This is a genomic window from Singulisphaera sp. GP187 (genome assembly GCF_900129635.1).
In the GTDB taxonomy this organism is placed as follows: Bacteria; Planctomycetota; Planctomycetia; order Isosphaerales; family Isosphaeraceae; genus Singulisphaera.
Window position 1 is genome coordinate 1,417,832 of the sequence record NZ_FSRB01000001.1, and the last position, 23,883, is coordinate 1,441,714.

At 63.7% G+C, this 23,883-nt stretch carries 21 protein-coding genes; 8 read left to right on the forward strand and 13 right to left on the reverse strand.

The features are described 5' to 3' along the window. Window positions 1–41 precede the first annotated feature (41 nt). The 10 genes from BUS42_RS05525 to BUS42_RS05570 all read right to left on the reverse strand — a co-directional run bounded on the left by BUS42_RS05525 (window position 42) and on the right by BUS42_RS05570 (window position 13,872). Window positions 42–1,082, reverse strand: a complete 1,041-nt coding sequence (locus BUS42_RS05525) for a tellurite resistance/C4-dicarboxylate transporter family protein (protein WP_074305960.1) — start codon at window positions 1,080–1,082, stop codon at window positions 42–44. A gap of 1 nt (window position 1,083) precedes the next feature. Further along, window positions 1,084–1,314 carry a DUF6755 family protein gene (locus tag BUS42_RS05530; RefSeq protein ID WP_074305962.1) on the reverse strand — a complete coding sequence of 77 codons (231 nt, stop codon included), beginning with the start codon at window positions 1,312–1,314 and terminating at the stop codon, window positions 1,084–1,086. Beyond that, a complete protein-coding gene (locus BUS42_RS05535) occupies window positions 1,311–1,853 on the reverse strand; it encodes a QcrA and Rieske domain-containing protein (RefSeq protein ID WP_083670065.1) in 543 nt (180 codons plus the stop codon). The genes BUS42_RS05530 and BUS42_RS05535 overlap by 4 nt, the downstream gene beginning before the upstream one ends. Continuing rightward, entirely contained in the window at window positions 1,850–2,479 is a 630-nt protein-coding gene (locus tag BUS42_RS05540; protein ID WP_083670516.1) for a 4Fe-4S dicluster domain-containing protein, read from the reverse strand. The genes BUS42_RS05535 and BUS42_RS05540 overlap by 4 nt, the downstream gene beginning before the upstream one ends. Window positions 2,480–2,528: 49 nt before the next feature. Next, a complete protein-coding gene (locus BUS42_RS05545) occupies window positions 2,529–4,793 on the reverse strand; it encodes a molybdopterin oxidoreductase family protein (RefSeq protein WP_074305966.1) in 2,265 nt (754 codons plus the stop codon). 4 nt (window positions 4,794–4,797) lie between these two features. After that, window positions 4,798–5,862 carry a hypothetical protein gene (locus BUS42_RS05550; protein ID WP_074305968.1) on the reverse strand — a complete coding sequence of 355 codons (1,065 nt, stop codon included), beginning with the start codon at window positions 5,860–5,862 and terminating at the stop codon, window positions 4,798–4,800. 262 nt (window positions 5,863–6,124) lie between these two features. Beyond that, window positions 6,125–8,785, reverse strand: a complete 2,661-nt coding sequence (locus BUS42_RS05555) for a cytochrome c biogenesis protein (RefSeq protein ID WP_074310731.1) — start codon at window positions 8,783–8,785, stop codon at window positions 6,125–6,127. Between the two features lie 137 nt (window positions 8,786–8,922). Beyond that, window positions 8,923–11,133: a cytochrome c biogenesis ResB family protein gene (locus BUS42_RS05560; protein ID WP_074305969.1), complete on the reverse strand. Its 2,211-nt coding sequence runs from the start codon at window positions 11,131–11,133 to the stop codon at window positions 8,923–8,925. A gap of 320 nt (window positions 11,134–11,453) precedes the next feature. After that, on the reverse strand, window positions 11,454–12,950 hold the full coding sequence (locus BUS42_RS05565) for a DUF3754 domain-containing protein (RefSeq protein WP_074305971.1): 1,497 nt from the start codon (window positions 12,948–12,950) through the stop codon (window positions 11,454–11,456). A 310-nt stretch (window positions 12,951–13,260) separates the two neighbouring features. Continuing rightward, a complete protein-coding gene (locus tag BUS42_RS05570; RefSeq protein WP_074305972.1) occupies window positions 13,261–13,872 on the reverse strand; it encodes a 3-keto-disaccharide hydrolase in 612 nt (203 codons plus the stop codon). 269 nt (window positions 13,873–14,141) lie between these two features. Between BUS42_RS05570 and hpnC the strand changes: the two genes are divergently transcribed. The 8 genes from hpnC (at window position 14,142) to BUS42_RS05610 (ending at window position 22,100) form a co-directional block, all read left to right on the forward strand. Then, complete coding sequence (hpnC, locus tag BUS42_RS05575) at window positions 14,142–15,140, forward strand: squalene synthase HpnC (RefSeq protein ID WP_074305974.1); 999 nt, start codon at window positions 14,142–14,144, stop codon at window positions 15,138–15,140. Then, the gene (locus BUS42_RS05580) at window positions 15,137–16,039 is read left to right on the forward strand and encodes a phytoene/squalene synthase family protein (RefSeq protein WP_074305976.1); all 903 of its coding nucleotides are present in this window, start codon (window positions 15,137–15,139) and stop codon (window positions 16,037–16,039) included. The genes hpnC and BUS42_RS05580 overlap by 4 nt, the downstream gene beginning before the upstream one ends. Then, window positions 16,033–17,589 (forward strand): hydroxysqualene dehydroxylase HpnE, encoded by a 1,557-nt coding sequence (gene hpnE, locus BUS42_RS05585; protein WP_143206250.1) that lies wholly within the window; start codon window positions 16,033–16,035, stop codon window positions 17,587–17,589. The genes BUS42_RS05580 and hpnE overlap by 7 nt, the downstream gene beginning before the upstream one ends. Before the next feature lie 118 nt (window positions 17,590–17,707). Further along, window positions 17,708–18,100: a response regulator gene (locus BUS42_RS05590; RefSeq protein WP_074305978.1), complete on the forward strand. Its 393-nt coding sequence runs from the start codon at window positions 17,708–17,710 to the stop codon at window positions 18,098–18,100. Between the two features lie 12 nt (window positions 18,101–18,112). Continuing rightward, window positions 18,113–19,519: a bifunctional folylpolyglutamate synthase/dihydrofolate synthase gene (locus BUS42_RS05595; protein WP_254053325.1), complete on the forward strand. Its 1,407-nt coding sequence runs from the start codon at window positions 18,113–18,115 to the stop codon at window positions 19,517–19,519. Window positions 19,520–19,635: 116 nt separating this feature from the next. Then, a complete protein-coding gene (locus tag BUS42_RS05600; RefSeq protein WP_074305980.1) occupies window positions 19,636–20,058 on the forward strand; it encodes a DUF423 domain-containing protein in 423 nt (140 codons plus the stop codon). Between the two features lie 79 nt (window positions 20,059–20,137). Continuing rightward, entirely contained in the window at window positions 20,138–20,737 is a 600-nt protein-coding gene (locus tag BUS42_RS05605; RefSeq protein WP_254053326.1) for a glycine cleavage system transcriptional repressor, read from the forward strand. Then, window positions 20,724–22,100, forward strand: coding sequence for a PFL family protein (locus tag BUS42_RS05610; protein WP_074305982.1), 1,377 nt, complete (start codon window positions 20,724–20,726; stop codon window positions 22,098–22,100). The genes BUS42_RS05605 and BUS42_RS05610 overlap by 14 nt, the downstream gene beginning before the upstream one ends. Window positions 22,101–22,444: 344 nt before the next feature. Here BUS42_RS05610 and BUS42_RS05615 read toward each other — a convergent pair whose 3' ends face one another. The 3 genes from BUS42_RS05615 to BUS42_RS05625 are packed head-to-tail and all read right to left on the reverse strand — an operon-like array spanning window position 22,445 to window position 23,824. After that, the gene (locus BUS42_RS05615) at window positions 22,445–22,894 is read right to left on the reverse strand and encodes a DoxX family protein (RefSeq protein ID WP_074305984.1); all 450 of its coding nucleotides are present in this window, start codon (window positions 22,892–22,894) and stop codon (window positions 22,445–22,447) included. Between the two features lie 52 nt (window positions 22,895–22,946). Beyond that, the gene (locus tag BUS42_RS05620) at window positions 22,947–23,306 is read right to left on the reverse strand and encodes a YciI family protein (RefSeq protein ID WP_074305986.1); all 360 of its coding nucleotides are present in this window, start codon (window positions 23,304–23,306) and stop codon (window positions 22,947–22,949) included. 38 nt (window positions 23,307–23,344) lie between these two features. Beyond that, on the reverse strand, window positions 23,345–23,824 hold the full coding sequence (locus BUS42_RS05625; RefSeq protein WP_074305988.1) for a DUF1579 domain-containing protein: 480 nt from the start codon (window positions 23,822–23,824) through the stop codon (window positions 23,345–23,347). Window positions 23,825–23,883: the final 59 nt, after the last annotated feature.

The window sequence follows — 23,883 nt, forward strand, 5'->3', positions numbered from 1 at the left end:
GATGAATCTGGGGAATTGATAAAGCGTGAAATGTGGATTGATTAATTTGTTTTCGGCCCGGTCCTCGGCGTGCCATCGAATCGGAAACGGCCGAGTTGATTGACGAGGAGCCCACCGAAGGTGACGGCCCACGCGATCAGGGCGACCCAGACGAACACGGCTGGGATTGGAGCCAGGAACGGTAATCCCAAGCTATCCGCCATCGTTTTCGTCGCCACGGTATACATCCCGAGCGGGAACACGGCCGACCAGTAGCCGTGGTCGTACTGGAGCGGGAATTTCCGCCGCAGGTGCCGCCAGGCGCCGAGCGTCAACAGGACGGGAATCCACCAGGACGCCGTCGCCCAGAAGAGGAGCGTTCCGCCCTTGATGAACGGGAGCAACTCGGCCACGAGTGGGGAGCGGTCGGCCAGTCCGGCGACCCGGGCGCCCGCCAGGGTCGAGATGGCCATCGCCCCCATGTTGATCCAGTACGGCGGGGTCAGGTCGCCAGGGGCGAGCGGGAGGAACACGATGCGGTAGAAGATGAGCGAAATCAGCCAGACGTAGAGCATTCCCCCGACCAGCCAGAAACAGAGAGGGATGAACGGTCCCCATCCCGCCGGCAGGTCGTCGACCACGAAGGTCCCGAGCACGCTCACCGCCTGGGTGCCGACCACGGTGACCAGCCAGGCGCCGCTGATCCCCTTTTCCAAGGGGGGCTTTTCCTCCTGCTCCATCAGCCAGGGGAGGACGGTATAGGTCAGGCCGACCCAGAACCCGACGCCCGCCACCCAGAGCCAGAGCCCGGCGGACGGCGATACGCCGAGCGTGACGAACTGGTTGCCGAGGATGCAGGTGGCGGCGACGATTGTGAAGAATCCGGGGGCCTTGGCGTGGCTCCGCAAGTCGTCGCGAACGGCGTCGTGGTGCCAACGACAACGGGTGATGAGCAATCCCCAGAGCAGGGGATAGAGCAGCACGTTGAGCCCGAACAGGGGCCAGGCGACCGCCGGCATCCCGGCCCCTTTGGCGGCGATCGCCACGATTCCGGTGGCCATGACGATGGCAAAGATGCTGGGTGGCAGGTTGCGTGTGCTCATGTTAACTCTGGTCGCGGAGCGGGGCGAACGACTTCTTCATGAGCCACACGTTCACAGCCAGGCATCCGAAGCTGGCGGCCGCCGCCGGCCAGACGACCTCGGTATCGCCGCCGAGCCAGGCGTTCATGGTCGCGGTCAGGAGCCAGAGCTGGAGCACCACCATCAGGGTGACGACCAGGTTTACCCCTTCCAGGATCGTTCCCTTCTGGGCGCGGGTGAGCTTCGGTTTCATGTGGTGCGGAGCTCCCACCCGGTCGCGTACACGGTCCCCTCGCGGACTTCCAGGGTGACCCGCGGGAGCGGTCGGCGGGGCGGGCCGGCGATCGGTCGGCCGCGCTCGATCTCGAAGTGCCCGTTGTGGCACGGACAGAAGATGTCGCCGTGCTCCGGGCGCGGGATCACCGCGCAGGCCAGGTGTGGGCACTTCTGGCCATAGGCCACGATTTGGTCCGCGGTGAGCCGGACCAGGATGCACGGCTCATCGTCGGCGTAGCGAAACTCGACCACCCCGCCGATCGGGATCTCGTCGAGTCGGGCTATTGACTTCTCGGGGTACGGTCCGTCCTTGCGGATCAGGCTCGCGCCGGCGATCCAGCACTGGCCGGCGACGAAGGCGCCACTGGTCAGGACCAGGAACTTGGTGAACTCACGCCGACCGACGTAGTCGTCCTCCGGGACGTCGGTCGGGAAGTCCTTCCGCCACTGTGGCTGGTCGGCCAGCGGCCGACCGTCCGGGTAGCTACGGGGCTGGTCGGGGTCGTGCACGCTCATGGGCCGGCCGTCTCCAGGGGGATCTCAGTCAGGATGTTGAGCAGGATGGCGTTGCCCGTCGGTGGGTTGTCCATGGCCGCGGTGATGTCGAGGTGGTCGATCGGGCTGGTCTTGGGCACCATGATCTGAACCTTGGTCGTGACCCGCTGGTCGCCGAACCGAAAGTCGTTCATCGGCCGGGACCGCTTCCGCTGTTCCTCCACTTCTTCGCGGGGGCCGTAGTACAACGCCCCGCTCGGACAGACGGTCGCGCACATCGGCTTGCGCCCGGTGCTGGTCCGGTCGAAGCACATGTCGCACTTCATCATCAGGTCGAGCTCGGTCATCATCTTGGGCACCCCGAACGGGCAGGCCAAGACGCAATTCGAACACGCGATACAGCGCGGTTTCCGCGCGGTCATGACCCGCCCGTCCTCGCTCCGCTTGATCGCGTCCGCCGGGCAGACGTCGGCGCAGGTGGGGCTGTCGCAGTGCATGCAGACCATCGGCACCGTCTGCACCGACGTGCTCCGGTCGACGTACTCGATGTGGATCATCGAGTGCCCCTTGTGCGTGTCGCACTCGGAACAGGCGTGCTCACAGGCGTGGCAGCCGATACAACGGTTCGGATCCACGAAGAATTCCATCTCGATTGACAATGTATCACCTCCCCCGATTTATTATATTTTTTTTGATTTACTGCTGGGACTCGAGCGACTTGACATACTCGGGTTCCGTGGCCTTCCGCAAGCGAACGGCGCAGACTTTGTACTCGGGGATCTTCGACATCGGGTCCTGCGCGGCGATCGTGACGAGGTTGATGCTCTTGCCCCCGGCCCAGTGGTAGGGCACGAACACAACGTCGGGCCGGATCGTCGTGACGACCTGGCATCGAATGGTGATGTTTTCGCGTCGCGATTCGACCGTGACCCAGTCCTGATCCTTAATGCCGTGTTTGAGGGCGAGGACCGGGTGCAGCTCCAGAAGGGGTTCGGGATATTGATCCACCAAGGGGCCGATCCGCCGGGTCTGGTTCCCGCTCAGGAACTGGCTGACCACCCGGCCCGTGGTCAAGATCAAGGGGTAGTCCGCGTCCACATCCTCGGTCGGTGGCTCGGATTTCGCGACGTTGAAGTGGGCCTTGCCGTCCGGAAAGTAGAACGGTCCCGCCCCTTTGGCCACCGGATTCCATGACCCGGGTTCGAACAGCCGCGGGGTGCCCGGGTGATCGATCGGCTTGCCGTCGCGGTCGGTCGCTGGGCACGGCCAGAAGACGCCCATCCGCGACTCGATCTTCTCGTAGGTGATTCCGGAGTAGTCGACGACTCCGCCCGTCGACGCCTTGCGCAATTCGTCGAAGATTTCACGGGGTTGGGTGAACGAGAACCCGCGCTCGCGGCCCAGGGCCTTGGCGACGTCCTGGATGATTCGCCAGTCCTGTTTGGCGTCCCCCGGCGGGGTCACGGCCTGGTTGATCTTGATGACCCGTCCTTCGGTCGAGCAGACAACCCCTTCGTCCTCCTCATGCTGCGAGCCGGGCAGGACGACGTCGGCGAACCGGGCTGTCTCGCTCAGGAAGAAGTCGATGCCGACGACGAACTCGAGCTTTTCGAGCATCCGTTTGATGAACGTACTATCGGGGAGCGATACGACCGGGTTGAACGACCAGAACAAGAGGCCCTTGATCTCACCGGCGTCAACCTTGCGGAAGATCTCATAGCAGTCGACCCCCGCTCGAGGCATTTCCGGCTCGGCCATGTCCCAGATGCTGGCGACGAATTCGCGATGGCTCTGGTTCTCGATGTCACGACCGCCGGGGAGCTGGTCGCACTTCTGGCCGTGCTCGCGCCCCCCTTGGCCGTTCCCCTGGCCCGTGATCGTGCTGTACCCGCAGCCGGACCGGCCGATCCGTCCCGAGGCCAGCACGATGTTGATCGCCCCCAGGACGTTGATGACGCCGTGGCTGTGCTGCTCCATGCCGCGGGCGTGCATCAAGTAGCTGGTCTTCGCGGTGCCCCAGAGCTCGGCCGCTTGGCGGATCGCCTTCTCGGCAATCCCGGTCACCGTGGCCGTCAGCCGCGGGGTCCACTCCTTCACCGATTCGGCCACTGCCTCGAACCCGACGGTGTGGTTTCGAATGAACTCATGATCGAGCCAGTCATTCTCGATCATCAGGTGGAGGATACCGGCGTAGAGCGCGGCGTCGCGGCCTGGCTTGACGGGCAAGATCAGGTCGCAGGTCCGGGCGAGGGGTGTGATCCGAGGGTCGACATTGATGATCTTCGCCCCGTTTTCGCGGGCCTGCCAGATGTAGCTGGTGGTGATCGGAGCGCACTCGGCGACATTCGCGCCGCCGATCCAGATGACGTCGGCGAGCGGGATGTCCGACATCGGGTTGCCGGCCCGGTCGATGCCGAACGCCTTCTTGTTACCGACCCCCGCGCTCACCATGCAGAGTCGGCCGTTGTAGTCGATATGTTTGGTCTTGAGGCACATTCGGGCGAACTTGCCGAGGAGATAGCACTTCTCGGTCGTCATGCTCGCCCCTCCCAGGACGGCAAAGGCGTCGGGGCCGTACTGGTCTTGGATCCGCGCGATCTCCGACGCCACGCGCTGGATCGCCTCGTCGTAGCCGACCGACCGGAATCCCTCGGGCGACGATGCATCGCGGACATACGCGCTCGTCAGCCGGTCGTGGTGCGACCCTTGCAGGTAGCGCCGGACCCCCTTGGGGCAGAGCATTCCTTTGTTGAACGGAAATTCTTCCCAGGGCTCGAACCCGACGACGGCGTTGTCCTTGACCTTGAGCTGGATTCCACATTGTTGTCCGCAGAAGCAACAATGGGTTTTGATCAGTTCGTCCGGGTCGACACTCGTATCGACCTGTTGCCCGGTCGGGTAGGTCTTGAGCGGGCCGAATTTGGCAAGGAGTTCCGGCGTCAGCGGCGGTTCGACGGCCACGCGATCATCCCCCGTTGGACACCTGTTTCCAGAGTTGACCCTGAGCCAGAGCGAACATCTTGCGCCGGCAGGCTGGGCAGACGTGCTGATAGTGCCCGGTTCCGATTCCGGCTCCGGTCTGATTCGCCGTCTCGTACTTGTACCCGAGTTCACGCTCGACCGCGATCAAGTCCTCAATGTGGACCTTCGTGGCGAAGGGCGAGGCACAACGGACGCACACCGCCTGTTCACCCGCCTCGCCGGCGTCGCGGTAGAATTTGACCCCGAGTTGGGCGGGTCGCTGGAAGATGTGAAAGAATTTGCCGAACGGCAGCCACAACAGGGTGAAGATGACCGTGACCGCGTGGAGGATCGCCAGGAATTCGTATGCGTACCCCTTCATCCAGGTATAGCTGACCGCGAGCAAGAGGCCGGTGATGCTGACCGCGAAGAGGAGGAAGAGTGGCAGCAAGTCCTCGCGGAAGTTCTGAAGGGCGGCCGCCGCATGGTCGCGGATCCGGCGCTGGTAGGCCATCAGCACCCCCGGGATCACGAGCAATGAACACCAGACCAGGCCGTGGAACAAGAGATGGCCGAACAAGGATTCATGCGGGAAGTCGAACAGGCCGAAGCCAAAGACGTGAGTCCGATAGCGCGACAGGTCACCTGGCACGGTTTCGAAGTGGACCCACCCGAAGACCAAGGGAAACGTGATCGCGGCTGACCCGATGCAGCCCCACATGATCAGCATGTGGGCGAGACCGCGAGGCTTACTTCGTTTCCAGATAAACGCATTCAGGAGGAATACGCTTGTGAACCGTTTGATGAAATCGGTGAGCGTATCCCAGAGGTGGGCCGGTCGGCAGAACGCTTTCCACCCACGCCGCCAGTACATCCGGGTCGGGGGCCGCTGAAGCCACATCGAGTAGCGGTAGGCGACTCCAAAGGCGGCGAACAGGCTGGCGAACGTGTATCCGACCAGGGCCGCGTCGATATGCTTGAGGTTACGCGACCCCACCAGGATCGCGACGGCCAGGAGCCCCGCCGTGGTCAGCCCGGCGATGGCCGCTTTCCTCTGCTCAGGGGACATGGCGGTTCCCTCGCGACCGATCAGCGAGACGCGGCCGGAGGCGATCGGAACGACACCACCGCGGCCGATTCCGCGCCGACTCTACCCGTCCCCCACCATCCGGTCAACAACTCAGCGGCCTTGTCATATTTGGTGACGATCCCGCACTCGCCTGGTGATTTTCGCTCGCCTTACGGGCGAGCGAAACGGGCGAGGCGCAACGAGAAACCCGGCCCCTTTGGGTGGGGACCGGGTTCTCGATGGAAATCCGAAGCTCGGTCGATTACGCAGTCGTGTTCACGACCCGCGAGGCGAGTCCGCGGCGCCAGGCCGCGGCGCCGGTGATGGACAGGACGCCGAGGATGAACGCGAGAACCACGCCTTGCGATCCCCCTTCGACGAATCCATAGCTGTGGAGTCCGACGCCGAGCACGAAGTTGACGCCGTACCAGGCCATGACGACCGAGAGGAAGCAGACGACCGACGCGATGACCAGGCCGAACGTGTTGACCCAGCCGGCGAATCGACCGTGGAGCGGGATCAGGTAGACCAAAAGCGTGATCAAGGCCCAGACTTCCTTGGGGTCCCAGCCCCAGAACCGGCCCCATGAGTAGTCGGCCCAAACGCCTCCCAGGATCGTGCCGGCGGCAATCAGGAGGACGCCCACCTGCATGGTCCGGTAGATGAAGTTCGAGAGCGGCTTGATCTTGGCGGCCGTCGCTTGCATCGCCAGGCCGCGTGCATCAAGCTTCGGCCGGCTCAAGGCGGCCCGGGCGCGAATCTCGGCGACGGTCGGCTTGGTGGCGGTGGTCACCGATCCACGCTCCTCGACGGTCACGGTTTGCACCGAGGTCGCCGCGGGAGCCGCCGGAGCGACGCTCTCACCGGCGATTGCCGCCTCATCAAGCGTGGGCTGATCCCGGAACGTGGCCCGGGCGACCAATTCACCGAAGACGCCGCCCGCGCCGATGATCGTCATCGAGCCGCCCACGCCTGCAAGAGCCGAGCAGACGTTGAACAGCAGGTTGGCCCGGTCCAACGGCAGGTTCACGCCGAAGGCGCCGTAGGAGGCCGCCAGCCCGAACGATCCGAGCAGCAGCAACGGCAGGCCCGGAATCAAGGGGGCGCCGACCTCCATGATCGCGGGGGAGCGACGATAGGTGGCGGTCAGGTAGTAGAAGGTCGCGATCATCCCGAGACCCATCGCCAGGGCGAAGGCCGCGTAGCTCGAAACCTCGGTCAAGACGTGGATCGTCAGCCAGTAGTTGCTCCGCAAGACCGGCTGGAGGCTATGGATCCCCGGGTCGAGCAGGGGCACGTTCGCCGCCAGTAGCGTTCCGAAGAGGGCCACGCCCGAACCGGCCAGCGCCGCGAAGGTCTTCCGGAAGATCGCCTCGAAGACGACCGCCAAGACGGCCGACACCAGCGAGACCCAGATCACGGTCTCATACATGTTGGTGACCGGCGCCCAGCCCGAGATTCGCACCCGCATCGAGAAGCCGAGGACCTCAAGCGCGATCCCGGCCAGCAGGCAGACGATTCCGGACCAGTAGACGATCGAGCCGAGCTGCCAGAACGGAGCCCGCTCGCGTTCGCGGTTCGACGAGAATCCGAGGCTCACCGCCAAGAGGGCCAAGGCCAAACCGTAGCCGTAAGGAGCCCTGAAGAACGGGTTCGTCTCGTTGAAGTGGGCCTCGAGGTCCATCGCCTTGGTGGTCGGGTAGTTGGACCCGTTCACCTGCTGGCCGAGGGCCCGAGCGGCGGCGAGCAGCGCGGCTCCGTTTGACTTCGGAGCGGCTCCCGGAGCCGATTCTTCGGCCTGTTCCATCGCCCGGAAACTGGCCAGGAACGCTTCGGTCTCCTTGGCGGGGAAGCCGGCCTTGGTCAGATCCTCGGCCTTGGTCTCGAGGAAGACCCGGAGCGGGATCCAGACCGAGTTCTCTTTGAGCCAGGCTGTGAAGTTGGCGTCGAACTCGGGGTCCTTGCCCGGATCCTTCCAGTCTTCGCGAGGAATGTCCTTGTAGTAAGTCAAAAGGACGTTCGCGGAGTCGAGCTCGAGCGGAGAAAGGCCTTCGACCCCTTGCCGTTCCCTCGCCTTTTCAAAGGCGGCGCCGCAGTAGGCCAGATAGGTCGGATTGTTCGGGCGGGGCATGACGAGCATCGGCTCGACCGAGCTGATCGTGCGGTCGCGAAGCGCCTGGTAATGGACGAGCCGCGTGCCGACTTCAATGGCGCGTTTCTCGACGTCGGTGAGCTTGGGGCCGTCGTAACTCATGTTCGACTCGCTCTTGCTCTTGCGATCGGCCAGGTCGCGGAACCAGGTAAAGAAGTCGAGGGTCTGCCCCTCCACCTTCACCCGAGCCGACTCGAGTTGGCGCGGGGTGAGCCACTTGTGGGCTTCGCCCAGCTCGTCGGCGAGCGTCTCGACCGCCTTACGGTCCTCATTCGAGAGGGTCGCCTGGCGGGCGAAGTTCCGCAAGTCGACCGCGTCGAGGTCCTTGCGAGCGGCGAGCGCCTTCGCCTTAGTCCGGTCGCCATCCTTCGTATTCGGCTGGTTGACAATCGCGGCCAATCGCGCCTCGATGGAGTCGGCGAGCAAGAGCCGCTTGAGCGGGATGTATTCGACAAGGATGATCGGCTGATCGTCCCAGAACTCGGGGCGAACCGACCAGTTGAACAGGGCGGCGACCGGTCCCCAGGTGGCGATGACTTGGTCATCGGCGCCGAGGATCTTGATCGTTTCGCGGCCGAAAATTTGCTTGACCTCTTCGCGGGCCAAGGTATCGAGCGGTTTCTTCCGCCCTTCGTGCATGACGGGCAGCTTGGCGAGGTCGACGTAGGCCGGCCCCTTGCCAAGCGCCTTGGGGGCCTCCGCCCCTGGTGCCGGCGTCTCGAGAGCGAGCGCCAGGGGGAGGCAAAGCAGGAGCCACCCGTATCGTTTCATGTTCATCTCCCGGCTCGGAAAGTCTTGGTCTGATCGATCGTCGGGGCGCGTCACGGGTGAGGGAAACGAATCCGAGACCCTGATCTCAGGAGTTCAGGAGTGTGGCGGCCCGACGTTTTACGGTGATCTCACTCGGGCTACAGCGTCTCGTCCGACTCCGATACCACTTCCACGTCGTTCGCCACGGGCGAGTGCTCGCCTGGTTTGGCCTTGGCCCGGGCTTTGGCCTCGGCCAGGGCACGCTCGCGTTTGCCGCCGTCGGAGAAGAGGCCGGCCCGCATGTAGAACTGAACGAATGCCCCCATGACGATCAGCAGGCAGCCGAGATACTTGATCGAGCGGCCCGGGTCGATGCCGACCTGGAAGATCGACTGGAACCGGCCCGTCTCTCGTCCGGTGTGCGGGTCTTGCTCGCGAGCATAGCTCGCCTGGTAGAAGGTGTAACCGCGATGCGTCATCGGCTCGTTCATCGAGATCGTGTGGGGTTTGTTCTTGATCGCCATCGTGTCGTCGGAGAGCCGAACCTTGCTCGTAAAGCTCGACGCCTGCTGCGTGCCGGGGTCGAACTCCACCTTGAAGTCATCGAGCTTGAGCGAGAACGCCAGCGGCTTCCGGTCGACGTCGTAGACCACGTCGTAATCACCGTCGGGGAATGAGACCCGCTGGGGGACCGGTTCAAGCGTGGGGGAGCGGCGGATCCAGAACTCCTTGGTGGTCGGTCGGTCGCCGTTCTTGACCGTCATCGCCACGAGGCTGGCGGCCAGGCCGTTGCTCTGCTGCCCCTTGGGGAGGACGATCGGCTCGCAGACCTGTTCCTCGCGGCCCCCGGTGAGATAGTCTTCCACCTCGAACGAGATGGTCATGGGCATGCCCGGGTTGCCGCCGAAGGCCACGATTTCCTTGTTCTTGGCCAGGGGACCAACTCCGCGCACCTCGGCGACCGCGCCCTTACCTCGGCCGAAGATCCGGTGGTAAAGGGTTCCTTGGGGCGTCCCCAGGATCTCGATCAGCCCGAGCCGGCCGGCCGCCTTGTCGAGTGTCGGGGGGAGGAAGTAGCTGATCTCCGCCAACGGCTCCTTGGAGAGCTCGGGTTTGTCGGGGTTCGGGATCAGGCTGGGGACCATCGGCATCAGCGCCCAGCCGTAATAGTCGGCCTCGGGACCATCGCCCCGCTTGATCTTGAAGTGGGCCACCGGGATGTCGGGATCGCCCAGCAAGTCATCGAGCCCGGCCGGAATCAGGGTCGCCCCTTTGAACGTGACGATCAGGTCGCTATCGGGCAACGTGACGGTTTTGTCCTTCTGGTCCTCGAGCTTCCATTCATACGTTTTCGCCTGGTTCGCCTTGTCGCGATAGCGGAAGCGAGCGATCCCGCTCGGTCCCGAGTCTTTGGGCGGATTCAGGAAGTCTTCGACCAGCTCCGGGCGATCGACGTAGGTGAACGCGATCGTTGCGGGCCCTTGGCGCTTGACCACCCGGTTCAGGCGTTTGAAGACCTGGATCAGCTTGTCGTCGGTGGGCGTGATCCAACGGTCCTCGCCCTGGCCGGATCCGAACGCGTCCATCGGCCGTACCTGCCCGGGGGCTTTGGCTTGCACGCGGACCTTGACCATTGGAATGCCGGCGGGGTCGGCGACGTGGGCGGTCGTCCAGGCCGAGGCCGGGATGTGCGACTTGACCACGAACTTGATCGGATCTTGGGGACTGGTGAGCACCTCACCGTCGTCCTTCCGGGCATCGAACATGCCGGCGGTCAGGGTGCTCGCAACCGACCCGACCACGCTCCGAGGCCGAGGACTCCCCGGCCCCCAGGCGAAGTTGCCCGGTCGGAACGGGAGGCGGTATTCCTCGTCGGTCGGCTTCTTGGTTTCGGGGTCGATCGGCCAGACCCGGATGACCGGATAGTCGATCCGGACGAGCTCTTGCCGGGATTGCCCCTCGACCATGCCGACCTGTCCTTCGTCGGCGGTTTTGAGGCTATAAAAGGAACCGGCCAACAAGGTCAAGAGACCCACGTGAGTGATCACGAAGCCGGTTTGCCGTTTTTTCCAGGGGAACCGAATCAAGGCTGCGCAGAGGATGTTTGCCCCTAAGAAGGCGAGCAGGACGGCGAACCACTTGGTCTGGTAGATCCATTCCTGCACCGCGCTGGCGCCGTACCAGGACTCGAAGAAGGTGGCGTAGGCCAGGACCGACGCCAGGCTCGCCAGGCTGAAGACCGCGAGCTTGAGCGAGGCCAGGAATCGATAGATGGCGTCGAAGACGCCGAGGATGCCGCCCACCACCCCGGATCGTGAGTCAACAGGATGAGAGGGAGACGAAGGATTCTTCTTCGTGGCGGTCGCCATGATAGACACCTAGGGGAGGGCAAAGGCGCGGAAGGAGGGTGGGACCGGGGGTGGGGCAAACGGCCCGACGTCGCTGCACGCCTCAATTCCGTCATTGTAGCCTGATCCACGCTGGCGGGCCAAGTCACGGCCCTGGTCCAGGCATGGGCGACACCAAGTGACGACTGACGAGTCCGGGCCGTCGGCAGCGTTCGGCACTCTCGGACTGAAGGTCCCACTTTATTCTAATGGCGATTCCGGCGCAGAGAAATCGGTCTTTTTTCGGGACCGGGCAATTCTTGTCGCTCAGCCCGATCAAAAGGGGGGCGTGCCGACCCGATTCAGGAATACCGAAAGGTCTGATCCCACTGCCGGTCGAGGGCGATCAGGGCGTTCTCGATCGGGACGGCCCGTAACGCTCCGGAGGGCTCGCGGAACGCGAGACCGAGCCGGAAAAGCTTGTCGAGGGCGTCGTTCACCTCGAAATTGATTTCGACGCCGGTTTTGAGCGTCAGATAGCGTTCGATCCGGGCGTCGAGCTCGGCTTCGGTCAGGGTCAGGGGGGTGGGGGCCTGGGCCGATCTCCAGAGGAAGAAGTAGGCGAGCATGGCCTCCTTGTATTCCTCGTCCTCCGCCGAGTCGATCATCCGGGTGAGGACGCTGGCGTTGTTGGCCAGAGTTAAATAATAGAGTCTGTTGATCATCGCACTGAGGTGTTTCGCCCTGGCGCGGTGGAACCCGAAAAACGAGTTGATCCCCGCGCTGATCGGCGCAATCATGAGCCCCCCCATCACGCCCCACGGCAAGAAGGCCAACGAGAAGAGGCGATAGCCGACGGCTGCAAAGATTTTCATGGCCAGGGTCGGGAGGCCCACGACGAGCGGCGAGGCAATTTGCGCCTTGTCGATCCATCGCATGCGAACCTTGGTCCCCTGTTCGGGGAGATGCATTTCCATGTCGACGTGCGGCACGTCCTTGAACATCCGCAAGTAGAGTACGTCGGAGCGGACGTGGGGACCTAACTTCAACCCTGGCTTGAATTTCAAGGCGACGACGAGACGTTGGTACGCGTCGAGATGCACGGTACGCTTGCGGAACCGGGTCCGGGCCGACCTGGCGTCTCGACTGATCCGTGTGTACCCGCGAACCCAGACCTTGAGATGCTCGAAGAGCGTAAAGTCCGGGACATAGGTCAGTCCCTTCTCATTTGGCGCCCGGATTGCCTGCTCGATCATCTCCAGGTCGAGGGCGCTGTAGTTGGCCCGCGTCAGGGCGTCTTCCAGAGCGCGAAGGAAGGTTTCGTCCGAGTTCGGGTCGACCTGGATCGAGTGGTCCTTGAGATTCACATAGTCCGAGTCGGGGTCGAGGGGAGCGTACCGCTCCTTCAAGTGCTGGAGCTTGTTGTAAAACTCACTGTGGAAGGTGGCGCCGAGAATCGCTCCCAGGGCGGCGAGCTGCTGCCGTTCCAGGTCCGAGAGGTCGGGTTCGGCGATGAGGAGCCGGGTGAGATCCCCCTGGCGAATCGGCAGCGAGCGCTCTCGGTCGTCGAGGCCGGGGAGCTGGTAGGCGATTTCCGGGGGCGATTTGAAGTCCGCCTCGGCTTCAGAATCGAGGGGCACCGGTTGTTGGTCGGGACTGTCTTCATCCTCGGGTTGCGGAGGAAAGGCCGCGTCGACCAGCTTCTCGAGAGTCGACTCCTCCTCCTCTCCCACCTCGACCGCTTCGGGCAGAGGGGTGAGCACCGTTTCGGCGATCAGCCTGGTTCGTGATTCTTCCCCCAACAAGGCGGGCGAATCGTCCTCGGAAGGGGCGTCGCTCGAGGGAAGTCTGGTGGGCATGGCGGTCGGCTTGCTCGTCCGGGATGGAGAACGCGCGGGAAGTAGGTCAGAGGCCCGAATGGCCGAGATGATCAGGTCTCGGGACTCGAAACCGTTGGTACTTCGGCGGCAGGATCCGCGACTGCAAGTTCGGATTATACACGACCCCAGCTCGAGAAAGCGCCTCTCTCCGCTCCCTTTGTTTCCGAGAGTGCCGTGGCCTTGAACCTCGGACGCGCACTCCGGGCGCAAGGAACCGCGGCGCTCGCCTTGGCCTTCGTTAGGAGGGGCCAAGGCGTCGCGCCGCGGATTGTGGACCCGCTTGGCGGGGTCAGTCGGCCGTCTTGATTTCGAGGTCCTTGTAGCGGACCTCCATCGGTTCGCCGGTGTGGACCTGGAGGGCGATGATCCCTTCCTTCGCAAACTTCGGGTCGACGCGATCGATCACGCGGGTGCCGTTGATGTCGATCGTGACATGATCCCCCTTGGCCGAGATCACGAAGTCGTTCCAGTCGTTCTTCTTGATCAGGGCTTCAGCCTTCTCTTTGTCGAATTGTTCAAGGATCCCTCGACCCCGCTCCTCATAGAGCAGGCCCCAGTAACCGTTGGCCACGTCGGCCTGCGGTCCGCTCACGGCGCCGTCGTCGGCGCGCTTGCTGCGGAACTGAATTCCGGAGTTGTGATTGCGGAGCTTGACCTTGGCCTTGAGCACGAAGTCGCCGTAGGGCTTCTCGGTGACGAGGAACTCGTTCTTCTTGAGATTCCCTTTGGTGCGGCCGACGATCTCGCCATTCTCGACACTGAAGAGGGTCTTGTCGGCGGGGGTCACCCATCCGCTCAGGTCTTTGCCGTTGAAGAGAGCCTTGAATTCCCCGTCGGCGGCCCCGGCCGAAGTCGCCGCGAGCGTCAAAGCAACAGCCAACCCGAGTGTGGTTCGTATCATCAGCAGCTTCTCCCTTTTTTTTGAGTTTCTCGAGCGTCTCGTGGAACGCGGACCCGTTTGCGTCGCCTTTGGGTCCAGCAACCGCACGATTCTGACCAGGCTGGTGGAGTGGGTCAATTGCCGCGCGTCCGGGGCGGATCGTTTCGAACCGCGAGCTCGATCTCGATCGCCCGAGCCGCCGGGAACGATTGAGGCGTCTGGCGGGTGGCGACCTGGGAGACTAGAATCGGGCACGATGCCCGCAGCCGAAACGCAACCAGGATGCCCCGATGCCCTTCTTGGATGACCTCCGCCAGTACGGCCCGGATGCCACGTACTCGATGACTCTGGCGGAATCACGAGCCTACTGCGCCCGCCTGACCGCTTCGCACTACGAGAATTTCAGCGTGGTGACCTGGCTCACCCCGCGCCGGCTCCGCCCGGCCTTTCAAAGCATCTATGCCTTCTGCCGCTGGTCGGACGACCTCGGCGACGAGATCGGCGATCGCCAAAAGTCGCGCGAACTGCTTGCCTGGTGGCGGGGTGAACTGCGGGGAATGTATGAGGGGAGCGTGCCCGCGCGTCACCCCGTGATGCAAACACTCCGAGAGACAGTCGCGGAGTTTTCGATCCCGATCGAGCCGTTCGAGGCCTTGATCTCGGCCTTCGAGCAGGATCAGGACCTCACTGACTACCCAACCTATGACCAGTTGCTCGACTATTGCACCCGATCCGCCAACCCGGTCGGGCATCTGATGCTCTACCTGGCCCGGTCGTTCGACGCTGAGAACGTCCGACTCTCCGACATGACCTGCACCGGCTTGCAACTGGCGAACTTCTGGCAGGACGTGGCACGCGACCTGGCCATCGGCCGGATCTATCTGCCGCGCGAGGATCGCCAGCGGTTTGGTTACTCCGACGCCGCCTTGCATGAACTCAAGTTCACGCCCGAGTTTGCGGCCCTCCTGAAATTCGAGGTCGATCGGGCGCGTGCCTTGCTCGAAGGTGGGCACCGGCTGGCGCTCTTGCTGCCGCGTGACATTGCGGTGGATGTTGACCTGTTCTCGCGAGGCGGGCTGGCAATCCTCGATCGGATCGAAGGGCAAGGCTTCGACGTGCTGACGAGCCGGCCCCGATTGGGTAAGCTCGCGAAGTTCGGCTTGCTCGCGCGTGCCTTGTTCTGTCGCCCGAGCCCCGTGACGCCACGCCCGACCAAGCTCGATCACGCTGCACGGTCGATGGGGGGAAGCCATCGAATCCCGACCGGCCAAGGAGGGACTCGGCCATGAATGATGCACTCCGGGCCAGCTATCGATTCTGTGGCGCCCTGTCACGCAAGGAAGCAAAGAACTTCTATTACAGCTTCCTCGTGCTCCCCGCGCCGCTCCGTCGGTCGATGTGTGCACTCTACGCGTTCCTGAGGCACACTGACGACCTGGCCGACGAACCGGCCCCCGCGCTCGAGCAGCGTGCGCGGCTCGACGCCTGGCGACGGAGCGTCGATCAGGCACTCACGGGCGGCGCGGCGATCTGCTGGCCGGGCCTGCCCGCCCTGGTCGACACGGTGGAGCGGCACACGATCCCCCGGCGCTATCTCGACGAGGTCATCGATGGCGTCGAGATCGATCTCGACCCTCGTCCGTTTGCGACCTTTGAGGATCTCCACGGCTATTGCTATCGGGTGGCCTCGGTCGTCGGTCTGAGCTGTATCCATATCTGGGGATACCGCTCGGACGGGGGGCGCGCCGAAGAACTGGCCGAGGCGTGCGGTGTGGCCTTGCAACTGACCAACATCCTCCGCGACGTGCGCGAGGATGCGACCCGTGGGCGGATCTATCTTCCCCAGGAAGACCTCGATCGGTTTGGCGTGCTTCCTGAAGACCTGGTCGCCGACCGAACCAGCGATCGACTGCGGAGCCTGCTCGCGTTCGAGGCGCAACGCGCCTACGAGTACTATGAAAAGGGCGCCGACCTCGACCACTTGATCGAGCCGGTAGGGCGGCCGGTGCATCGCACGATCGTCGGGATCTATCGCCGGCTGCTCGATGAAATCGTCAGTCGCCGCTACGAGGTCCTGGCCAGTCGGGTTTCGCTCTCCCCCTGGCGCAAGGCCGCGATTACGGTTCGCTCGTTCTCGGGCCGTTTCGAGCGTTCGGAACCAAGCCGAGCGGAGGTCCCGCGGTGTTGAACTCGTCTCAGGCGCCGACCTATGCCCCCGCTCCTCCCCACGTCCTGATCGTCGGCGGCGGCCTCGCGGGCCTTGCGGCGGCCACGGCCCTGGCCGGTCACGACGTCAGGATCAGCGTGATCGAGAGCCGTCCCCGGCTGGGAGGCCGGGCGAGCTCGTTCGTTGACCCGGCGACCGGCGAGTCGGTCGATAACTGTCAACACGTCACCATGACCTGCTGTACGAACCTGACCGACTTCTGCCGACGTGTCAATATCCATGAACTCTTTCGGCGCGAGGAGGCGATCGTCTTTCTCAGCCCGGAGGGGCGAATCTCGAGGCTCCGCGCCGGCCTCCTGCCCGCGCCTTTTCATCTCGCCGGAAGCTTTTTGCGGGCCAATTACCTGCGGTGGAGCGAGAAGCTGCGCGTCGCGTACGGCCTGGCCTGTCTCCGATCGAGCCGCGACGATCGACCCGGCGAGTCGTTCGCCGACTGGCTCCTCAGGCACGGACAGACCATCCGGACGATCAACCTCTACTGGGCGACCGTTCTGGTCTCTGCGCTCAATGAGCGGCTCGAGCAGATGGATGTGGGCCATGCCCGCAAAATCTTCATCGACGGCTTCCTTCGCAATCGCGCTGGTTTCCAGATGGAGATTCCCCTCGTCCCGCTCGGGGAACTCTACGGGACCAGGCTCGAAACCTGGCTGCGGGACCACGATGTCACCGTTCGATTGACGACCGGCGTGCGCGCGGTGAAAATGGATTCTGAGGGGGAGATCCGGGGCGTGACTCTCCGTTCGGGGGAGTCGATCGACGCCGACTTCGTCGTCATGGCCGTGCCGTTCGATCGCGTTCGAGCGCTGCTGCCGGACGACCTTCTGGCGAAGCTCCCCGCGCTCACCTCGCTGGATGTCCTCCAGGCGTCCCCGATCACAGGGGTCCATCTCTGGTTTGACCGCTCGGTCTGCCCTTTTGACCACGTCGTGACCGTCGGCCGCTTGATCCAATGGGTCTTTAATCACACGGCGATCCAAGGTCGTTCCGCGACCGGGGAAGGAGGGGAGTATCTGCAGCTCGTCATCAGCGCATCGTACGATCTTCTGGCTCTGGACAAGGCCGCGATCCTCGACGCCGTGATGAAGGAACTCGCCGAAATCTGGCCGGCGACCCGAGAGGCGACCTTGGTTCGTTCTTGGGTCGTGACCGAACATGGGGCCACGTTCGCGGTCAGGCCGGGTGTCGAAGCCCATCGGCCGTTGCAGCGGACCCCCATCGACGGGCTCTTTCTGGCAGGCGACTGGACCGATACGGGCTGGCCGGCCACGATGGAAGGGGCGGTAAGAAGCGGCTATCGGACCGCCGAAGGAATCCTTGAGGATCTGGGTCGACCCACCGCGCTCGTGGCTCCCGACCTTGCGACCGAACCCATGGCGGGCTGGTTGCTGGGGTTGAACGCGGATCGGGGGCAAGCCGGTGACTCGCAAACGCGGGATCGGCCCACTTCGTCTCGACTTGGCAGTCCCGCGGCCCGTGCTTCCGGAAGCGCGGGGCCAGTGGGGAGGGCTTGACCCGGAATGAAGGATGGCTGACGTGGTAGTCGCTCGAACACCCGAGGTATGCTAAAATCCTTCCCGTCGGGGCGGATCTCTGACGCCGGCCGGTGAGGGACAAGGAGGGCGGCTCGCAATGGGAGTGAACATCGTCCTGGCCGATGATGAACCCGATCTCAGGGCGATCTACTCCACCTGCCTTCGCGCCGCGGGGCACGAGGTTTGGGAGGCGTGCGACGGTGAGGAAGCGATCGTCCTGGTGATGGATCGAAAGCCGGCGCTCTTGATTCTCGACGTCTGGATGCCCAAGCTCAACGGCTTCGAGGTGCTCGAGCGGTTGCGGGAGGAATCCGACTCCTCCAACCTCAAGGTCGTGATGCTCTCGAACCTCGGCGATTCGGACACCCGGCTCGAAAGCTTTGCGGTCGGGGTGACGGATTATTGGGTCAAGGGACTCTCGCTCACCGACCTTCAGGAACGCGTCGAGCGGATCCTGGCTGACATGGAACTCACGACCGACCCAGGCTGAGAAGGGGGAGGCGTGATCCGCCGTCCCGACATGAACGTCGACTACCAAGATCGTCTCGACTTCCTTTACGGCCGCCTCAACTATGAGTGGCTGGGCATGCCGAAGCTTACCGAGGAGCTCCGTCTCGGACGGATGCGAAAGCTGCTTCGGCTGCTCGGCGACCCGCACGAGTCGCTCCGGATCATCCACGTCGCCGGGACCAAAGGGAAAGGGTCGACCTCGGTGATGATCGCCGCGGCGCTCTCGGCCTCGGGCCTGCGCACCGGCCTCTTCTGCTCGCCTCACCTTCATCGCCTGGAAGAGCGATTCAGCGTCGACGGCGAAGCCGCGACTGCCGACGAGCTGATCGCCCTCACGGATGCGGTTCGCCCCGCCGTGGAAACGCTTGATGCGGTCTGCGCCGATAGTCGGTATCGTGGTCCCACCTTTTTCGAAATCACGACCGCGATGGGTCTGCTCCACTTCCAGAGAAAGCAGACGGGGGCGGTGGTCCTCGAGGTTGGGATGGGAGGACGGCTCGACTCGACGAACGTGGTTCATCCCGAGCTCGCCGTGATCACGACGATCTCGTTCGACCATATCCGCCAGCTCGGCACGACCCTGGGCGCCATCGCCACCGAAAAGGCGGGGATTCTGAAGCGCGACTGCCCTGCGATCAGTGGTGTCACCGCGCCGGAAGCCCGCGACGCGATTCGGCACGTGGCGGCGCAACGCCGCTGCCATTTACGCGAGCTCGATTGTGATTTCCGCTATCAATACACCCCACCGGGGACTCCCCTGACCCGCCCGACCGCAGGCCGCGTTCATGTAAATACCTGGCGAACCGACTGGGGGGAGATCGAGCTCCCGCTCCTGGGGCCTCATCAGGCAGGCAACGTCGCCGTGGCCCTGGCCAGTCTCGACGTTTTGGCCGAACGGGGATGGAACGTGGGACGTGACGCGGTGGTCCGCGGCTTCGCGTCGTTACGTTGGCCTGCGCGAGTCGAAGTGCTCGGTGAAGCTCCCTGGCTGGTGGTCGATAGCTCGCACAACGTTGCGTCCGCCGAGGCGCTGGCGTCGACCTTGCAAGTCTGTTTTCCGACCACAAGGCGCACCTTGATCTTCGGCACGAGCCGGGACAAAGACCTGCGGGGTCAGCTCCAGGCCCTCTTGCCTCTCTTCGATCAAGTGATCGTCACCCGTTACCTTGAGAATCCGCGCTCCGTGGCCCCCGAAGAGATTGCGCGCACCATTGAGGAACTCGACGGCCGTGTGGCGCTCGCGACAGCCGACCCTGCCGAGGCCCTCGCCTTGGCGCGGCAGCGGACCGGGCCTGACGGCCTGATCTGCGTGACCGGTTCGCTTTTCCTGGCCGCGGAAGCGCGAGCCCTGATCTTGAACGAAGAAGGCGCCCCGGCAGTTGGTCAGATTCTGGCGTGAGCCGAAGATGGTGGGTTGTGCCTTTCCTACAAAACAGAAAATGCTGATTTGAATTCTTTTGTTAGGGTGGGCACGGCCCACCATGGAATCCACTCTGGCTTGGAAAAGGTGGTGCAATGTCTGGTTGGGCCTGGCTGAGAATTGGCGCGATCTCGGGGTTTCTCTCGGTCGCCCTCGGGGCTTTTGGGGCTCACTCGCTGCGCGATCGCTTCAAGGTTGAGGAGAGCGACTCATTTGAGGCGCGAACGAGTAAGCATCGCATGATCGAGAACTTTGAGACCGCCGCGCGATACCAGATGTATCATGCGTTGGCGATCGGCGCGGTCGCCTTGCTGGCGATTCATGGGAGAACGGGCGGCGCGGTTTCGGTGGCGGGCTGGGCGTTTCTGGTGGGGACGCTCCTCTTTTCGGGGAGCCTCTACATCTTGGTGCTCTCAGGTCAGAGATGGCTCGGGGCGATCACCCCGCTCGGTGGGCTCAGCTTCCTCGTGGGCTGGCTGGCCCTCGCCGTGGCGGCCAGCGGACCTTCGCGTCCTTAAATAGGCACACCGTCGCCCAGTCGTGACTTGATCGATCCTGCGTTTGTTTCGATCCCTCCTCATTCATTACGGGTCGGGCATGTCTACTTATATTGTGACGGTCACGGCGGTCGATCGGGTTGGGATTGTCTATTCGGTGGCGGGGACCCTGCGCGATCAAGGGGGGAATATCCTCGAGCTCAGCCAGACGGTCATGCGCGGTTGTTTCACCATCATCCTTGCCGTGGAGTTTCCCGATCCGCGCACACCCCATCAGTTGGCCGAGATCATCGCCGAGCGCGGCAAGCGGTTCGACCTGACGGTCGCCGTGATCGAGATGAAGCAAGAGGCGTTGGAGCCGCCGGTCCCAAACGGCGAGCGGTTCATCTTGACGGTGCTCGGTGGCGATGGGATCGGCAACATCCACGGGATCGCCGGTTGCCTTGCCGCGAACGGGGTGAACATCGTCGACCTGCACGCGCGGGTAGACGGCACTCGGTTCTCGTTGATCATGGAGGCGTTCCTCCCGCCCGATCTCTCGCCCAGCACGGTTCGGGCCGAGCTCGAGCGGTTCGGCCGCGACCATGGTCTGGAAGCCTACGTTCAGCACGAAAACATTTTTCTGGCAACCAGTGAGCCCAGCCCCGTACGCGTCGGGCCGGCCTGGAAACTGCAAGGAGACGCCGTTGCACCGCACTGAGGACGTCCTGTCCACTCTCGGCATGATCCGCCAGCACAAGCTCGACGTGCGGACGGTGACCATGGGCATCGACCTTCAGCCGTGCGCCTCGCCCGACATCTCGGTCCTCTGTGGCCGGATCCGCGAGCGGCTGCTCCGGTTCGCGGGCCGGCTCCGCGCCGTCTGCCTTGAAGTCGAAGGGCGGTACGGGATCCCGATCGTCAATCGCCGGATCGCCGTCAGCCCGATCGCGTCGGTGGCCGCCGGGCATACGGCCGAAGGTTATCTCGCGGTGGCCAGGACGCTCGACGCGGTCGCCGCCGAAGTGGAGGTCGACCTGGTCGGTGGGTTCACCGCACTGGTTCAGAAGGGCACGACCGAAGGAGATCGCCGCCTGATCGAAGCGCTTCCCGAGGTCCTTTCGACCACCCAACGCGTCTGTGCCTCGGTCAACGTCGGCACGACGGCGGCCGGGATCAACATGGATGCCATCCTCGCGCTGGGGCATGTTCTCAAAGACACCGCCGAACGCACCCGCGATCATGACGGGTTCGGCTGCGCCAAGCTCGTCATTTTCGGCAACGCGCCGACCGATAACCCGTTCATGGCGGGCGCGTTTCACGGAGTGGGGGAGCCTGACTGCGTGATCAATATCGGGGTGAGCGGCCCCGGGGTCGTCAAAGCGGGTATCGAAGACTTGCTTGCTCATTCGTCGACGCGATTGACCTTGGGGGAGATCGCCGAGGAGATCAAGAGCACGGCCTTCCGGGTCACGAGGGTCGGTGAGTTGATCGGCCGCGAGGTCGCCTCGCGACTCGGGGTCCCGTTCGGGATCGTCGACCTGTCCCTGGCCCCCACGCCGCAGGTCGGCGACAGTGTCGGGGAAATCCTCCAGGCGATGGGCGTGGTCCGGATCGGTGCGCCGGGCTCGACCGCGGCCTTGGCCCTCTTGAACGATGCGGTCAAGAAGGGGGGAAGCTTCGCCTCCTCGTCAGTTGGCGGCCTCTCCGGCGCGTTCGTGGCCGTCAGCGAGGACTCCGCCTTGGCCAAAGCGGTCGAGGTCGGAGACCTGACCTTGGCCAAGCTCGAGGCGATGACGGCCGTCTGCTCGGTCGGCCTCGACATGATCGCCGTCCCGGGCGACACCGACGCCGAGACCCTTGCCGCGCTCATTGCCGACGAGGTCGCGATCGGCGTCATCAACCACAAGACGACCGCCGTCCGGGTGATCCCGGTGCCCGGCAAGGTCGCGGGAGAACGCGCCGTGTTCGGCGGCCTCTTCGGCGAGATGGCGATCTTGCCGATCCACGCCGCCGGCGGAAGCACCGCATTCGTCCGCCACGGCGGCCGGATCCCCGCCCCGTTGTCAAGCCTGCGGAATTAGAGCGGTTTTCCTTTGCATTGCGCACAGCGGAGGAAAAAGGGGACTGGCTCCCGGCCCCTGAGCCCTTGAATCTCGCCGAACGCTTTGGAGGCCGGGTGCCTGTCCCCTTTTTCCGTGCGCCAGCCGGTCGCGAACCGCTCTAGAACTGGTGATTGCAGCCTATCGATGGTTGCGCATGTAATCGCATGGTTGTGGTTTTGCCAGCCGCCCGCGGGAACGCTCGTCAGCGAGGTCATGCCGTCCTTGCCAGCACCGGAGGGGCGACTGTCAACCGCTTAGTCCGGCGCTGACGGTCGCCCCTCCTTCGTGCAATCAAAGAGTTGTGATTTGAACTTGTCTTGATGTTATTGGTTTTGCGCCGGGCGAGGAGCAGGCGTCTCTCTGGGCTGCAAACGCAACGGAATGAGTGCCCGCAACCGGGGTTCTCGCAGGTAGAGACTGCCCCAGATGATCGCGCTGAAGAGGCACGTGAACACGATCGGGAAGACCGGGCCGCCTATCATACGGACGTGAGTCCAGGTCGCGCCGCCAAGATAGCCGGTGAGCAGAATGGCTCCCAGGACCGAAGTTTGCGGGATCAGATAGATGAGCGTCGCCACGATCAGGACGATCCCGATTCCAGGGATCACCCGTTCGGGGACCTGGAGCTCGGTCGACGCCTTGACGACGGGAGCCACCATCATCACTTTCGCGCCGCCGTCGAAGAGCAGGAACAGGACCACGAGACCGGTCAGGAACCGGCCGGCGTAGCGCGTTGTCATTGAATTACGCGCGGGTTCCGCCTCGGCTTGCATGAGTAAAATCCTTTTAAATGGGTGTCATTAATTGTGGTCATGTGTGTAGATATCAGTTGTTTTTCGGGAGACCGTAGAGCTCCAGGATCGGTCGGATCTCGACGGTGCCCACGCGGGCGCCCGGGATTCGGCCGGCGATCTCGATCGCCTCGTCGAGATCGGTCGCCTCGATCAGGAAGTAGCCGCCGAGTTGTTCACGCGTTTCCGCGAACGGGCCGTCGGTGATGAGTCGTTTTCCGTCGCGAACCCGAACGCTGGTCGCCGTGGAGACCAGATGCAGCGGCGAAGCGCCCAGGTACTGCCCGTTCGCGTGCAGTTGCCGGGTCAACTCGATCGACTCGGCGTAGCACTTTTCCCGCTCGCCCTCGGTCCACGCGTTCTCGTTGCTATAGATGAGCAGCATGTATTTCATGGTCGGTCTCCCGGATTGAGGTTGCCGAGTACGGAGGATTATCGCTTGCGACGGTAATGAGCCGTCATGAACTGATTCCAGGTGCCGTCTTCGCCGAGAACTCGCGACGTCATGACCCGGTGGTCGTCGTCGACGAACTCGATACTGTCCTTGTACTTGGCCGTGTTCTGGCCGCTGAAGTCGGGACCGTCGGCGTCGAGCGTGAGCACCTTTTCGGCCGCGTCGAGCGATCCGTTGTAGATCCAGAGATGCGACATCATTGAGGCGACGAAAGTCCCCACATAACGCTGGCTCCGCGGGTCGTAGCCGATCGTCATGATGGACTTTGCGGCGCCGCCGCCCGGCATCTCGCCTTCACCTTCGGCGACGATCCAGAGCCCGCCCAGCGACCGGACGACTTCGACCCCGTGCGACTTCATCACCGGCTGATCCGGTCCCATAATGCATTCGGATTCGCTGGACCACTCGCCGACGAGCCGGTCAAGCCAGTGGTGCTCTTTCTGAGGTTCTGAAAACATCGATTTTTCCTTTTTTTGATTGGGGATAAACGGTGTTAGAATGTGTGGATTCGCTGTTG